Here is a 14,115-nt window from a genome sequence, read left to right as displayed (position 1 = left end):
TCTACCGGACAATCTTGTCCACGTGGATGGCCAGTTTTTTCAGGCGATACCACAGGCTGCGCTCGGAGACCCCGATCAACTGTGCGGCAGCGGCCTGGACGCCGTGGGTTTCATGCAGGGCGGCGAGGATGTAGGCTTTTTCCACTTCGGCGAGGGCCGCATCCAGATCTTTCGGGATATTTGCCCCTTCGCTGACCAGGCTGATGGCACTGCTGTCTAGCGGGCGCGAGCCGAACAGGTAGGCCGGTAGGTCGCTTTCTTCAATGATGTGGCTGGAGGCGACGATGGTGGCGCGCTCTACACAGTTTTGTAGCTCGCGAATATTGCCCGGCCAAGGGTAATTGGTCATCGCCAGCATGGCTTCCGGGCTGAAACCGGTGATGCGTTTGCCTGCTGCGGCGCCCAGGGTGTGGGCAAAATGCATGGCCAGTGGTGCGATGTCGTCGGCCCGCTCGCGCAGGGGGGGCAGGGGGATCGGGAACACATTCAGGCGATAGTAAAGGTCCTCACGGAACTCCTTTTTCGCCACGGCGTCGAGCAGGTCTTTGTTGGTCGCGGCAATCACCCGCACATCAACTTTGCGCTCACGTGAATCACCCACGGGCTCGATCACCCGTTCCTGTAAGGCACGCAGGATTTTCGCCTGCAGTGCCAGCGGCATGTCGCCGACTTCATCAAGAAATAGTGTGCCTTTGTCGGCCTGCATGAACCGTCCGACGCGATCAGCCACTGCGCCAGTGAAGGCGCCCTTGCGATGGCCGAACATTTCGCTCTCAAGCAAGCCTTCGGGGATTGCCGCGCAGTTGACCGCAATAAAGGGCTGGTCCGCGCGGTTGCCGTGTTTGTGGATCGCCCGTGCGACCATTTCTTTGCCGGTCCCGCTTTCGCCGGTCAGCAAGATGGTGGCGTTGCTTTCTCGCACCGAATCCACTGCCTGCAGCACCCGCTGAAAGGCCGGACTCTCGCCCACCAGGCTGTCGATCTGCTGATGCTGATCGAGTTCGGCGCGCAGACGTGCGTTGTCACGCAGGATGTCGCGAAATTGCAGGGCCTTGTTGACCGTGATGTCGAGTTCATCGATATCAAAGGGCTTGCTGATGTAGTCATACGCGCCGTTGCGCATCGACTGCACGGCATTTTTCACCGTGCTGTAAGCGGTCATGACGATCACCGGCAGCAGCGGGAAACGGAGTTTTATTTCAGCCAGCAATTGCGGGCCATCCATGCCTGGCATGCGCCAGTCAGTGATCACCAGATCGATCTTTTCGCGTTCGAGCACCGCCAAGGCATGCAGGCCGTTGCCGGCAGTGAACACCTGGATATCATTCTGGCTCAGGGCCGAAGCCAGCAGTTCGCAGAGCTTGGGCTCATCATCAACCACCAGCACGTTATGGCTCATGACCACTCTCCATCATAGGCTGGGATATACAGATTGAAGGTCGCCCCGACCCCCACCTGGCTGACGCATTCTACCCGGCCATCGTGGTTTTCCATGATCGAGAAGACCTTCGCCAGGCCCAATCCTGTGCCGGATGCCTTGGTCGTGACAAATGGGCTGAAGATACGTTCGATCATGTCCGGTTCAATACCGTGGCCTGTGTCGGAAATACTGATGACCGTAGTGTCTTCAACGATAGCAATACCGATCGTCAAGCGACCGCCCGAGGGCATCGCGTCGATCGCATTGAGGACCAGGTTCAGACAGGCCTGGGTCAGTTGCCGGGCGTCGGCATAAATCATGGCATTGGCATCGTGCTCGACGATCACCGCTTCGATATTATGGGTCGATAGTTCCGGCGCACAAAACCCCAGCAAGTCATCCAGCAGAGGCCTGGCCCGTTGCGTGGAGCGGATCGGCGCACTGGGTTTGGCGAAGTCGAGGAACTCGGTGATCAGGTCGTTGATCCGGGTGACCTCTGAAATCACATACTCCAGGTGGCGCTTGTCGGTTTCCGGCAGCTGCGCACGGCGGTGCAGCAATTGGGTGGCCGTTTTGATGATGCCCAGCGGGTTGCGGATCTCGTGGGCCAACCCCATCGCCACTTCGCCCAAGGTATGCAGACGGTCACGGCGGCGCAGTTGTGCTTCCAGATGCTGAAGCTCTTTGAGGCGTTCGGTCATGTCGTTGAAGGTCACGCTGAGTTCAGCCAATTCGTCAGTGCCGATGACCTCGACGCGCTGACGGTAATCGCCAGCGGTCACAGCCCTTACGCCTTCGGACAAACCGCGCAGTGGCTTGGTCAGTCGTTGTGAAATCAACCAACCGACGCTCAGCGACAGGGCCGAGCCCAACAGCAGGATCAGCATGAATAAATTGGTCTGATTGACCAGTCCGACCAGAGAGGTATGCCGTAGCAGGCCGCTGAAAATGATGCCTTGAAGCTCTCCGGTGTCATTGAAAATCGGCGTGTAAAGACCGGCATAGCTGGTGGTGAACTGCTCGCTGGGCTCTTTAGTCTCGCGCAATGTCTGTTCGATTTCGGGTGGCACGATCGCCGGGTGGTTCATAAAGCGCTGTGTTGAAAAAATCTCGCTGAAGCCGCCCGTGTCTTTCATGTACAGCCGCAGGTCGAGGGAGTGCACATCAGCCACGCTGGTAAGGAAGCTGTTGTCCAGATAGGTCCCGACCAGTAACTCATAATCGACGTCATCCTGAGTCGACTGATAGGTCGAAACAACGACGCCCGTGAACACGCTGCCGTTATGGATGGTTTGCATTACAGCGTTGGGCGCGATACTGATCTGCTCGATGATATTGTCGGCAACGGTGGAGAAAACCACTTTGTGGTCACTGCTGCGGATCAGCGCGACAACTTCGATGCCCATCGCATTAGCGAGGTCGGTGGTCAATTTGTTGTGCCGGGCGGCAGAGGGGGCCGACGGGCGGGTATTTTGCAGGAACAACTGAGAGACCCTGTTGTTAACCCGCAGGATTTCGCTGATCTCGTCCTGGACGATCCGGGTCGATTCCTGCAACCAAACACTGACGTTACTTTCAAAAATCTGCGACACGGTGGTCGCCGCCAATTCGGCGGCGATCATTGTCGGAATGACGCTGACCAGCCAGAACGCGAGGACCAGTTTGCGCTGTACGGTCCAGTGCGAAAGGGTAAACGTTTTTCGGGTGCGGCTTTTTTCTTCGCTCATCAACGCTCGCTTATTGCAGCAGCCGTGCCAGGGTCGAATCGCTCCTGTGTACAGCGAGTTTGCCCCGTTTCAATACAGTGCTCCAGCGCCCCGGGAAAACAATTATTGCAGGCGGCGCTGCTTGCCCAAAGACGGAAGAAGGCAGGTGGCGTGAGCATGTTGAGCTCAGGCCAGTTGCCGATGATCATTCAGAGGAACAGCCTGGAGGGACGGTTGCTCGGTCAGGCTGTCGATAAAGTCTGCGCTCAGCGTGATCACCTTACGGTACTGCAGGTCGACGGTAATCATGTGATAGCAGTTGTCGAGCAGTACTTTAGTGACCTTGCCGCCAAGGTGCTTCTCGACATAATCAGCATTCCAGCGGCTGGTGATGTCGTCTTCGATGGAGTGCAACACTAACGCAGGCGTGGTGACCGAAGGCATTTCTCGTTTCACGACGGCAACCAATCGATGCAGTTCGCGAACATTGACACCTGACATGGTCAGTAATCCGGCATTGCTGCTTTCGCCGGCTTTCATCTGGCGTTCGACGATAGCCCGCAAGCGCTTGTCTTTGATGCCGTAAGGCGATGTTTCGTTGAAACGGCACAGGTGCACGCCGAATGGAATGGCCATCAGTAGCGGTGTCAGTACCGCAGCTTTTGGCATGTTCCAGCCGTCGTAGCGCAAGGTCGTCGAATACAGCAGCAGGCCGGCGATTTGCCCCGGATGCTCGGCAGCCATGTGCATGGACATCACGGCGCCCATCGACAGCCCGCCGACGAACACCTGCGCGTGGCGTTGGCGTATGCCGACAAAGGCCTTGCGCGCGCTCTCGTACCAGTCTTTCCAACCTGTGGCTTGCAGGTCGGCGTTGTCGCCGCAGTGCCCGGCAAGCGTGGGTACGTACACGGTGTACCCACGCTTGGCCAAGCCTTGGGCAACCCGACGTAACTCCGTCGGGGTGCCGGTCAGGCCGTGGATCAACAACACCGCGACCGGACCACTGCCGAGAACGAAACTGGCGTTACCTTCGCCCATATCGATCTCTGGCAGGTTCACCGCTTCATGGCTCTATGCAGCAGGCGGTCGAGCAGGGCAATGCCCAGATCGATTTCTGCGTAGCTGATTTCCAGCGACGGAGCCAAGGTGATGACGTTCTTGTAGTAACCGCCCACATCGAGGATAAGGCCTAAGCGCTTGCCGTCGATTTCGATGTCGCCCTTCATGCCTTCGTCAACCATGAAGTCGAGTGTGGCCTTGTCCGGGGTGAAGCCATCCGGGCCGCAGATTTCTGCGCGCAGTGCCAAGCCCAAGCCGTCGACGTCGCCGATGATCGGGTAGCGTTTTTGCAGGTCTTGCAGGCCAGCCAGGAAGTACTTGCCCTTTTCCATGACCATCGCGCCGTAGTCGACTTCGGAGGTCATTTTGAACATTTCCAGACCTACCGCAGTACCCAGTGGGTTGGAGGCGAAGGTGGAGTGAGTCGAACCTGGCGGGAAGATTTTTGGGTTGATCAGTTCTTCGCGAGCCCAGATACCGCCCAATGGGTTGAGGCCGTTGGTCAGCGCTTTGCCGAACACGATTACATCAGGTTTGACGTCGAAGTGCTCAATGGACCACAGCTTGCCGGTGCGGAAGAAACCCATCTGGATTTCGTCGACCACCATCAGGATGCCGTGCTGATCCAGCACTTGCTTCAGTTCTTTGTAGAAGTTCATCGGCGGGATAACGTAGCCGCCAGTGCCCTGAATCGGCTCGACGTAGAATGCCGCGTATTCACACTGGTTGGTTTTCGGGTCCCAGACACCGTTGTATTCAGTCTCGAACAGGCGGGCGAACTGCTGTACGCAGTAGCTGCCATATTCTTCTTTGGTCATGCCTTTCGGACCACGGAAGTGGTAAGGGAAAGGAATGAACTGCGCTCGCTCGCCAAAATGGCCGTAGCGGCGACGATAGCGATAGCTGGAAGTGATTGACGAAGCGCCCAGGGTACGGCCGTGATAACCGCCTTCGAAAGCGAACATCAAGCTTTTGCCGTTGCTGGCGTTACGGACTACTTTCAAGGAGTCTTCGATGGACTGCGAACCGCCGACGTTGAAGTGAACGCGACCGTCAAGACCGAACTTGTTCTTGGCGTCTACGGCGATCATTTCTGACAGCTCGATTTTGCCACGGTGCAGGTATTGGCTGGCAATCTGCGGCATGGAGTCGATCTGTTGCTTGAGTGCGTTATTCAAGCGTGGGTTGGCGTAACCGAAGTTGACCGCCGAGTACCACATTTGCAGGTCGAGGTAAGCCTGGTCACTGGTGTCGTAGACGTACGAACCTTCACAGCGATTGAAAATGCGCGGCGGGTCGATGTAGTGAACGGTGTCGCCAAAGGAGCAATACTTAGCTTCTTTCTCCAGAAGAATCTGGTCTTCAGGGGTTGCGATACGAATTTCAGACATGGTGGAAGAGTTCCTGCTGTTCAAGAGGGAGGCTGATTGCGCGGGCCGGTTCGCTGTGAGGCAAGCGGGCGAGCAAAGCGGGTAAGTCGGCGAACGAGTCGAAGCGGGCATACGGAATGCCAGTGCGTTCGCAATGTTCGGCCAGGCGATCTTTGGCGAAAACGAAGTCGGCGGTCCCGGCCACGCACATGTCGGATTGACCGTCACCGATCACCAGGATGCGTTTGCCTTTGGGGGCGGACTTGCATTTGCAGTTGCCGGAGGCTGCGCGGCAGGCATCGCTGGAATGCGGGAACTCGATGCGCCAGCTGTCCTGATCGACCTGGCGCAGGCGATTGGCAATGATTGGCAGCAGCGGGCACTCATGCCGCGAAAGAACGCGGGCGATGCCTTGTTCGATGCCGTCGCTGACGATGTCCAGCGTCGCGCCGCGACTCAGGATAAGTTCGACGAAGTCAGGAAATGCCGGGTCTATATCGACGGTGTCGAAATAGCCGAGGAGCTGGGATGGTGAGGCTTTCACCAGCGCGAGCTGCCGACCCAGGCATTCTCGCGAGCCGATCTTGCCAGAGAGCCATTCGTCTTCGATGGCCTCCCAGCTAGGGTCGGCGAAACGCTCGAGGATGTTATCCACAGCGTCGGTCCGGGTGACGGTCCCATCGAAATCACACACGATATGCCAGTGCATCATCTGCAGGTGCCTATTTGATAAGGTCGATCAGGTAAGTAGAGAGCGCGCTTTGCGCTTGCAGTGGGGTACAGCATGGACTGTGCCAATATGCGCAAATCCCTCTATCAGTGGTTTTTGGCAGCCGCCGCCGAGCACAGCAGACCAGCAAGCTACAATTTTTGTAGGTTGCTACAAACAACATAAGTGCTTGCATTGGGGGGGGGTGTTTAGGCATTGATGCGCGCATGTTTTTCTGTTTGAGTTAGTTTTTATGCCTACTTTCGGGCTAAATCGCTGTTTTTTACTCACAAGTTTTGCGTGTATTTTCGGTTTCAGCTCGCCTGGACAGGCTGAGCCAATCGTTGGCGATCTTGGTATGGCTCTTAGCTATGGACCTCATGATCCCAGCGGGAGCAGTTACGAAGTCCGGCCTTTGCCCTATATGGACCTGACCTGGGGTGACCTCGGTCTCAGTTCGGACGATGGCTTGTCCTGGAAGGCGCTGAAGGGGGGTGGCTGGAGCGCCGGGCCGTTCCTTAACTATGTTCCGGGCCGGAATGCCAATGGCTTATTGCGCGGCTTGCGTGATGTATCGGACATGGGCGAGGCCGGTGGTTTCGTGCAATACAGCCCTGATGATTTCTGGCGTGTATATGCCCAAATGGGGCATGCGCTGGGTGGTAGCGATGGTCAGGGCGGGGTGCTGGGCCGGATAGGTGGTGAGCTGGGTTATCCACTGGGGTTGGGCATTATTGGCGATACGTCGGTGACGGCGAATTATGCGGATGGCCGGCAAGCCCAAACTTTTTACGGCGTGAGTGCACAGGAGGCCCAGGCCTCGGGCATTCGTCAATACGACGCCAGCGGCGGCCTGCAGAACGTTACCCTGACCCAGAGCGCGCAGTTCCCCCTTGGCCGAGGCTGGCTACTGCTGACCAGCGCCAGCTGGACTCATCTGGTCGGTTCAGCTGCGGGCAGTTCAATCGTCAAACAACGAGGCAACGATAACCAGGGCGAGGTCAGTATCGCCGTGGCTTATCATTTCAACGGCCTCTAGAGTCGTCGGTTAGAAGCGGGCACGACCCTTACGTGGCCGCTGGTTGTTGCCCTTCCGCCAGCAGCACAATCCCGCCAATGATCACGCACACACCCAGCCAGTGCATCGGGCTGATGGTTTCGCCCAAGCCGAGCCATGAGCCGAGCAGTACTACCACGAACACCAGTGAGCTCAAGGGAAAGGCCAGCGACAGGTTGCTGCGGCGCAGGATCAGCATCCAGCTGAGGAACGAGCCGATATAGCAGACAATTGCGACCATGACCGCCAGATTGCTCACCGCAGCCAGTAGCCAGCTCACACCGAACGGAATGGAGGCCAGTCCGTCTCCGCCCACTTTCAGTGATATTTGCGCGCCGCTTTCAAAGGCGATCAATAGTGCCCAGAGGCCAATGCTTGCGCCACGCCCTTCAATCCAACTCTTTGTCATAGAGGCCTCAAATGCCCGTTGCGCAAACCAGCATGACGCCGGTAGTGATGACGAAAGTGCCGAGCCAGCGCCGTCGACTGACGGTTTCGCCCAACACCAGGCGTCCACCCAGCACCACGCCGCAATAGCTCAGGCTGATCGCCGGAAACACCAGGCTCAGCGGTGCCAGTGACAGTACCTCCAGCCAGGCAACGAAAAGAACGGAATAACAGGCGACCCCACACCATAGCAGGGGCGCACCGGCGATTTGTCGCCAGAAATTGCGCAAACGAAAGCCGCCCACGTGCTCGGGCAGCCGATCCAGGCCGAGCTTGAAAGCGAGTTGGCCAATCACATCGAGCACGATGCATAGCGCGATCAGCAGGATCACGGTTGGGGTCAAGGGAGCAGCTCCTGCCAGTTGGCCGAGGGGAAGTGGGTCGGATGAATGCAAGGGATGGGCCAGTGCAGGAATGCGCCGGCCTGGGTACAGGCTGTGTGCGAATGTGTCGACGCGCTTACCCGTGAAACCGAATCCAGAATGTCACCAGCAAGGTTGCCGCGACCAGCCAGGCCAGTGCCGCAAGGGCAAGGGATACTTCCAGACGCCAGCGGTCGACCATCAGGTACAGCGCTGCCAGGTAGATGAAGTAGGGAATGATCGACCACATGCCGAACAGGATGGTGGTCTTCAAATCGTCCAGTGAGCGACCCTTACCGACGATGTAGTGGGCGATCAGGGCGAAGGTCGGGAACAGCGGCACCAGGCCGGCGATGTAGTAATTTTTGGTTTTTGCCAGCGCGGCCAGAATCACCACCACAGCAGCGCCCAGCAGGGCTTTGAAAATCAGGTCCACGATGGCCTCTTAATTCAGATGGCAAAGGGGGCGGGACGATCAACCCAACCCGTATTTTTTGACCTTGTCGAACAACGTGGTCTTGGCCATGCCCAGTTCCTGACTGGCCTGACTGAGGTTGCCGCCGCTGCGTTGCAAGGCATCGCTGAGCAGGTTCTTTTCAAATGCCTCCACCGCTTCGGCAAAGTCCAGGCTGTTGCCAGCTATGCTTGCGCCGGACTTCTTGAACGCCGGCAAGCCGAGGGCGTAACGCTCGGCGACGTTACGCAGTTCGCGCACATTGCCCGGCCAGTCGTGGCTCATCAGGCTCGACAGGGTTTGACGATCCAGCTCCGGGGTTTCGCGATCGAAGCGTAACGATGCGAGCTGTAAGAAGTGCTCGAACAACTGCAGGATGTCCTCGCGGCGTTCGCGCAACGGAGGCAATTCCAGAGTGACCACGTTCAGCCGGTAATACAGGTCGCTGCGAAACTGACCGACCTTGCTCAACTCATCCAGATCGGACTTGGTCGCGGCAATCACCCGGCAGTCCACTGCGACGCTCTGGTTCGAGCCCAGGCGTTCCAGCGTGCGCTCCTGCAACACCCGCAGCAGTTTGATCTGCAGGGTTATCGGCATGCTTTCGACTTCATCGAGAAACAGTGTGCCGTTGTGGGCATGTTCGATTTTGCCAATGCGACGCTTGCCTGCGCCGGTAAATGCGTTGGCTTCGTGGCCGAAGATCTCGCTTTCGAACAGGCTCTCCGGCAGACCGCCACAGTTGAGCGCGACGAACTGCTGAGAATGGCGGCGACTGAAGTCGTGCAGGCAGCGGGCAACCAACTCCTTGCCCGTGCCGGTTTCGCCTTCGATCAGGACGTTGGCTGAGGTGTCTGCAACATTGGTGATCAACGCCCGCAGGTTTTGCATGGCCGGCGATCGCCCGATGATTCGGCCTTCCAGTGAGTTTCGCTCGGCCAGTTGTCGGCGCAGCGACCACACCTCACGCGCCAGGCTGCGTTGCTCCAGAGCGCGTCGGGCAACGTCCACCAGACGCTCGGGGGAGAAGGGTTTTTCCATGAAGTCGTAAGCGCCGTCGCGCATTGCGTTGACGGCCATGGAAATATCGCCGTGACCGGTAATCAGCACCACCGGCAGGCTGCGGTCTCGCGCCTTGAGGCGGGTCAGCAATTCCAGTCCGTCGATTCCCGGCAAACGGATATCGCTGATGACGATGCCGGCGAAGTCCTCGCCAATCCTCGCCAGCGCCTCTTCGGCACTGCCCACGCCTTCGCTGGGAATGTCTTCCAGGGCCAAGGCTTGCTGGCAACCCAGGAGGACGTGTGGGTCGTCTTCGACGATCAGAACGGTCAGGTCGCTGTTCATGCTGTTCGGCTCATTAATAGCGGCTCATATCGGCTCGGCTTCAGGAGGTGCGGGCGTATCGAGCAGTGGCAGGCTCAGGATAAAAGCGGTGCCGCCGCTGGAAGGATGCTCGGCGCTGAGACTGCCCCCGGCTGCGGCAGCGAGGCTGGCAGAAAGGGTCAGGCCAAGGCCAAGGCCATGTTCACCGGGTTTGGTGGTGAAGAACGGTTCGAACAGATGCTTGCGCGCTTCGGGTCCGATACCGTGACCATTGTCGCGCACATAGAGGCGGTAGCGGCCGTCGGCGATTTCACCTTCGAGCCACAACTCGGGCAAGGGCTGGGCCTGCATTGCATCCAGGGCATTGCCGACGAGGTTGACCAGGATTTGTTCCAGGCGCGTTTGATCGATTCGCAAGGACACGTCTTCAAAATGCTCATGCAGCGTGAGGTCGAAGTTCTCCAGTCGGCCATTGAGAACCTGCAGTGCGGCGTCGACGGCCTTGCGCAACGACGCCTGGCCTTTGTCATCTCCACGTCGGGCAAAGGCGCGCAGGCTGGCGGTGATCCGGCCCATGCGATCGACCAGCTCATTGATGGTTCGCAGGTTAGTGCTGGCGGTGTCCAGTGCGCCGCGCTCAATGAAGCGTACGGTATTGCCGGACAAGGTGCGCAAGGCGGCCAAGGGTTGATTGAGTTCGTGGGCGATGCTGGTGGACATCTGGCCGATGGCGGCAAGTTTGCCGGCCTGGACCAGTTCATCCTGAGCGCGACGCAATGTGTCTTCGGCGAGGCGCCGTTCGCGGATCTGCGCTTTTAGGCGTTCGTTGCTGGCACGCAGATCGGCGGTTCGCTCGGCAATTTTGCGCTCGAGTTCATCGTTGGCTTCTTGCAGGGCTTCGCGGGCAGCCAGTCGAGTGGCGATCACTTTGCGTCGCTCATTCCAGGCGATCAGCAGAAACGCCACCAGTGCGCAGGCCACCGCGACCAACATTCCCTGGCGTGCGGCTTCGCTGCGCAACTCCTGCAATGGTGTCAGCAGGGTCAAGTGCCACGGCGTATCGTTCAGCCGTCGGGTCTGGGCCAGGTAGCTGACGTCGGTAGGGTCGTGATCGACGCTGGTATTGGCGGGGAAGGTCAGTTTCTCGACGCCCTCGGCCAGTTGCTCCCGGGCCAGCGGAACCAATTCATTCAGCGGCCACCAGTAATACTGCAGACTGCGCGCGAGCCGCTCCTTGGTTTCCGGCGTCAGCGGGCGAACCGATTTCAGCCGGCGCGACGGGTCGCTGGACAGAATGATGATGCCATTCTCATCGGTAACGAAGGCTTCCAGCCGAGCCCGTTGCCAGCGCTCCTCCAAGGCTTCGAGGCGCACTTTGATCACGGCGACGCCAATGATCTTGCCTTGCTGTTCCAGGCCATGGGCCAGGTAATAGCCGGGCTCTCCGGTGGTGCTGCCAATCCCGTAGAACCGACCGGGGAGGCCGCGCACCGCGTCCTGAAAGTAAGCGCGGAACGACAGGTCCTCGCCCAGATAACTGTCGGCATCACGCCAGTTGCTGGTGGCCAGCACGCGACCGGTGGTGTCGAGGACGTAAATCGCTCGGCTACGACTGCGGCGATTCAGGCCTTCCAGGTATTCGTTGACGTCCTGACGCAGCTCCGGCGCAGGGTCATTCAATAGACGCGAGACGTTGGCTTCGAGCTCGAGAACGCTCGGCAGGTAGGTGTATTTGCTGATCTCGCTTTCTACGGTGCGGGCGTGCAGCTCCAGTTGCCGTTCACCGTTCTCGCTCAGGGCTTGAACGCCGTTGTGCTCGCTGATCAGATAGCTGACATAGCCCAGCGCGACCATCAGCAAGACGACCAGCGGGGGCAAAAACAGATGGCGTATCAGGCGGGGTTTCACGGCAAGTGATGGCGGCGCGGCGCGATAGAGGTTGGGATCGCATTTCATCACAGTCGTCCGGGACCGACCAGCAGCCTGTGCCCAATAAAGGTGGGCACAGACAGCCGGACTTACTTAGTGTTGCAGGATCTTGGCAAGGAAGTGCTGGGCGCGCTCGGAGCGTGCGGTCACATCACCAAAGAACTCTTCTTTCTCGCAATCTTCGACGATTTGCCCCTGATCCATGAAGATCACTCGGTTCGCCACTTTGCGGGCGAAGCCCATTTCATGGGTCACGCACATCATGGTCATGCCTTCGTGGGCCAGTTGCACCATGACGTCGAGCACTTCGTTGACCATTTCCGGGTCCAAAGCCGAGGTCGGTTCATCGAACAGCATGACCACCGGGTCCATCGCCAACGCCCGGGCAATCGCCACACGTTGCTGCTGACCACCGGAAAGTTGCCCCGGGTGCTTGTTGGCATGCGCGGACAAGCCGACACGCTCAAGCAGCTTGAGGCCTTTTTCGGTGGCTTCGGCCTTGCTGCGGCCAAGGACCTTGATCTGGGCGATGGTCAGGTTTTCGACGATGCTCAGGTGCGGGAACAGTTCGAAATGCTGAAACACCATGCCGACCCGCGAACGCAGTTTGGGCAGGTTGGTCTTGGGGTCGCTGATCGAGGTGCCATCGACAATGATGTCGCCCTTCTGGAAGGGTTCCAGCGCGTTCACGCACTTGATCAGTGTCGATTTGCCAGAGCCGGATGGGCCGCAAACCACCACCACTTCACCTTTTTTGACCTCGGTGCTGCAGTCAGTCAGCACCTGGAAGTCTCCGTACCACTTGTTGATATTCTTGATGGAAATCATACGGCAAACCTTTTTTGCAGACGCTTCACCAGCAGCGAGGCGGCAAAGCTGATCGTGAAATACACCAGACCGGCGAAGATCAGGAACTCATTGGAACGGCCAATGATGTCGCCACTGGAGCGCGTGGCATTGAGGAAGTCCACCAGGCCGACTGCATACACCAGCGACGTGTCCTGGAACAAAATGATGCTCTGCTGCAGCAGCAGCGGGGTCATTTTGCGAAACGCCTGAGGCAGGATGATCAAACGCATCATTTGCCCGTAGTTCATCCCTAACGCCTGGGCTGCGCCCATCTGGCCTTTTGGGATGGACTGGACACCGGCCCGTACGATTTCGCAGAAGTACGCGGCCTCGAACATCATGAACGCCACCAGGCAGGAGGTGAACGCTCCGATCGGGGTGTCCTCGCCAGTGATCCAGCGCAGCACAAACGGCACCGCCAGATAGAACCAGGTGATTACCAGCAGCAGCGGGATCGAGCGAAAGTAGTTTACGTAAGCGCCAGCGAGCCTTGCCAGCAACTTGCTCGATGACAAGCGCATCAATGCCAGGACAGTGCCAAGCGCAATGCCGCCGATGACGCCCAGCGCCATCAGTTGCAGGGTCAAGATCATGCCGTTCCACATCCCCGGCAGGGCGGGAACAATTCCACTGAAGTCCATTATTTACCTCCCAGGGAAATCAGCCCGGGCACTGCAATTTTCTTCTCGATCATGCGCATCAACAGCATCAGGCTCATGTTCAAAGTGAAGTAGATCAGCGTCGCCAAGGTGAAGGCTTCGAACAGGTTGGCGGAGAACTCGGCGGTCTGTTTGGTCTGCGCAAGCAGCTCCATAAGGCCGATCAACGAGGCTACGGACGAGTTCTTGAAGACGTTCAGGAATTCCGAGGTCAGGGGTGGAATGATGATGCGATAGGCCTGGGGCAGCAGCACGTTCCAGTAGATCTGCGGCAGTTTGAAGCCCATGGCTCTGGCCGCCGATTCCTGGCCGCCAGGCAGCGCCTGGATACCGGTGCGCACTTGTTCGCAAACCCGTGCAGCAGTGAACAGGCCAAGACAGACCACGACGCTTAGAAAAGCCGATGTCGTGGGGTTGAGGTCTTGCTTGTACCACTGCTGAAGGTTGTCAGGCAGCAAATCCGGCACCAGGAAGTACCAGATAAACAATTGCACCAGCAGCGGAACATTGCGGAAAAGTTCCACGTAAACCGTGGCAATGCCCGACACCCAGCGGTTAGGCACAGTACGCATGACCCCGAGCACAGAGCCCAGCAGTAAAGCGATGATCCAGGCGGCGACGGCAATAGCGATGGTCCAGCCCAGACCGGTGAGGTACCAGTCCAGATAGATTTCTTTGCCGATACCGGTGGACTTGAGGAATACGCCCCAGTCCCAGTTGTAATTCATCAGGGTCTCCCCTCAGTTTGATCGATTCACAGGCACC

14 protein-coding genes are annotated in these 14,115 nt (G+C 58.4%); 1 reads left to right on the top strand and 13 read right to left on the bottom strand.

The window, feature by feature from the left end:
- Position 1 precedes the first annotated feature (1 nt).
- The 5 genes from RGU44_RS14325 to RGU44_RS14305 all read right to left on the bottom strand — a co-directional run bounded on the left by RGU44_RS14325 (position 2) and on the right by RGU44_RS14305 (position 6,270).
- A complete protein-coding gene (locus RGU44_RS14325; protein WP_322217614.1) occupies positions 2-1,399 on the bottom strand; it encodes a sigma-54 dependent transcriptional regulator in 1,398 nt (465 codons plus the stop codon).
- Positions 1,396-3,147, bottom strand: a complete 1,752-nt coding sequence (locus tag RGU44_RS14320) for an ATP-binding protein (protein WP_322181472.1) — start codon at positions 3,145-3,147, stop codon at positions 1,396-1,398. Before RGU44_RS14320 ends, RGU44_RS14325 begins: the two co-directional genes overlap by 4 nt.
- Before the next feature lie 165 nt (positions 3,148-3,312).
- On the bottom strand, positions 3,313-4,188 hold the full coding sequence (locus RGU44_RS14315) for an alpha/beta hydrolase (RefSeq protein ID WP_322181470.1): 876 nt from the start codon (positions 4,186-4,188) through the stop codon (positions 3,313-3,315).
- Positions 4,185-5,579 carry an aspartate aminotransferase family protein gene (locus tag RGU44_RS14310; protein WP_322181467.1) on the bottom strand — a complete coding sequence of 465 codons (1,395 nt, stop codon included), beginning with the start codon at positions 5,577-5,579 and terminating at the stop codon, positions 4,185-4,187. Before RGU44_RS14310 ends, RGU44_RS14315 begins: the two co-directional genes overlap by 4 nt.
- On the bottom strand, positions 5,572-6,270 hold the full coding sequence (locus RGU44_RS14305) for an MtnX-like HAD-IB family phosphatase (RefSeq protein ID WP_322181465.1): 699 nt from the start codon (positions 6,268-6,270) through the stop codon (positions 5,572-5,574). Before RGU44_RS14305 ends, RGU44_RS14310 begins: the two co-directional genes overlap by 8 nt.
- A 250-nt stretch (positions 6,271-6,520) precedes the next feature.
- Here RGU44_RS14305 and RGU44_RS14300 point away from each other — a divergent pair, with 250 nt between their 5' ends.
- Positions 6,521-7,306 carry a MipA/OmpV family protein gene (locus RGU44_RS14300; protein WP_322217612.1) on the top strand — a complete coding sequence of 262 codons (786 nt, stop codon included), beginning with the start codon at positions 6,521-6,523 and terminating at the stop codon, positions 7,304-7,306.
- 28 nt (positions 7,307-7,334) lie between these two features.
- Here the strand turns inward: RGU44_RS14300 and RGU44_RS14295 are convergent, their stop codons facing one another.
- From RGU44_RS14295 to RGU44_RS14260, 8 genes are all read right to left on the bottom strand, one after another.
- On the bottom strand, positions 7,335-7,733 hold the full coding sequence (locus RGU44_RS14295; RefSeq protein WP_322181460.1) for an EamA family transporter: 399 nt from the start codon (positions 7,731-7,733) through the stop codon (positions 7,335-7,337).
- A 7-nt stretch (positions 7,734-7,740) separates the two neighbouring features.
- A complete protein-coding gene (locus RGU44_RS14290) occupies positions 7,741-8,115 on the bottom strand; it encodes a transporter (protein ID WP_322181458.1) in 375 nt (124 codons plus the stop codon).
- Positions 8,116-8,230: 115 nt separating this feature from the next.
- Positions 8,231-8,560, bottom strand: a complete 330-nt coding sequence (locus RGU44_RS14285; RefSeq protein ID WP_219062347.1) for a GlpM family protein — start codon at positions 8,558-8,560, stop codon at positions 8,231-8,233.
- Between the two features lie 48 nt (positions 8,561-8,608).
- On the bottom strand, positions 8,609-9,934 hold the full coding sequence (locus RGU44_RS14280; protein WP_322181456.1) for a sigma-54 dependent transcriptional regulator: 1,326 nt from the start codon (positions 9,932-9,934) through the stop codon (positions 8,609-8,611).
- A 24-nt stretch (positions 9,935-9,958) separates the two neighbouring features.
- Positions 9,959-11,869, bottom strand: coding sequence for a sensor histidine kinase (locus RGU44_RS14275; RefSeq protein ID WP_322181455.1), 1,911 nt, complete (start codon positions 11,867-11,869; stop codon positions 9,959-9,961).
- Between the two features lie 66 nt (positions 11,870-11,935).
- Positions 11,936-12,670 carry an amino acid ABC transporter ATP-binding protein gene (locus RGU44_RS14270; protein WP_219062062.1) on the bottom strand — a complete coding sequence of 245 codons (735 nt, stop codon included), beginning with the start codon at positions 12,668-12,670 and terminating at the stop codon, positions 11,936-11,938.
- Positions 12,667-13,335, bottom strand: coding sequence for an amino acid ABC transporter permease (locus tag RGU44_RS14265; protein ID WP_322182827.1), 669 nt, complete (start codon positions 13,333-13,335; stop codon positions 12,667-12,669). Before RGU44_RS14265 ends, RGU44_RS14270 begins: the two co-directional genes overlap by 4 nt.
- Positions 13,332-14,078, bottom strand: coding sequence for an amino acid ABC transporter permease (locus RGU44_RS14260; protein WP_322181454.1), 747 nt, complete (start codon positions 14,076-14,078; stop codon positions 13,332-13,334). The genes RGU44_RS14265 and RGU44_RS14260 overlap by 4 nt, the downstream gene beginning before the upstream one ends.
- Positions 14,079-14,115: the final 37 nt, after the last annotated feature.

This window comes from Pseudomonas sp. 5C2, assembly GCF_034314155.1.
Lineage (GTDB): Bacteria > Pseudomonadota > Gammaproteobacteria > Pseudomonadales > Pseudomonadaceae > Aquipseudomonas.
Note: the sequence above shows the minus strand (reverse complement) of the source record. Positions and strands in the feature narration are given on the sequence as shown.

What these genes read in the sequence shown, in the direction of transcription:
- RGU44_RS14325 (WP_322217614.1), bottom strand. Translation starts at nt 1,399, where the DNA reads ATGAGCCATAACGTGCTGGTGGTTGATGATGAGCCCAAGCTCTGCGAA.
- RGU44_RS14320 (WP_322181472.1), bottom strand. Translation starts at nt 3,147, where the DNA reads ATGAGCGAAGAAAAAAGCCGCACCCGAAAAACGTTTACCCTTTCGCAC.
- RGU44_RS14310 (WP_322181467.1), bottom strand. Translation starts at nt 5,579, where the DNA reads ATGTCTGAAATTCGTATCGCAACCCCTGAAGACCAGATTCTTCTGGAG.
- RGU44_RS14305 (WP_322181465.1), bottom strand. Translation starts at nt 6,270, where the DNA reads ATGATGCACTGGCATATCGTGTGTGATTTCGATGGGACCGTCACCCGG.
- RGU44_RS14300 (WP_322217612.1), top strand. Translation starts at nt 6,521, where the DNA reads ATGCCTACTTTCGGGCTAAATCGCTGTTTTTTACTCACAAGTTTTGCG.
- RGU44_RS14295 (WP_322181460.1), bottom strand. Translation starts at nt 7,733, where the DNA reads ATGACAAAGAGTTGGATTGAAGGGCGTGGCGCAAGCATTGGCCTCTGG.
- RGU44_RS14280 (WP_322181456.1), bottom strand. Translation starts at nt 9,934, where the DNA reads ATGAACAGCGACCTGACCGTTCTGATCGTCGAAGACGACCCACACGTC.
- RGU44_RS14275 (WP_322181455.1), bottom strand. Translation starts at nt 11,869, where the DNA reads ATGAAATGCGATCCCAACCTCTATCGCGCCGCGCCGCCATCACTTGCC.
- RGU44_RS14270 (WP_219062062.1), bottom strand. Translation starts at nt 12,670, where the DNA reads ATGATTTCCATCAAGAATATCAACAAGTGGTACGGAGACTTCCAGGTG.
- RGU44_RS14260 (WP_322181454.1), bottom strand. Translation starts at nt 14,078, where the DNA reads ATGAATTACAACTGGGACTGGGGCGTATTCCTCAAGTCCACCGGTATC.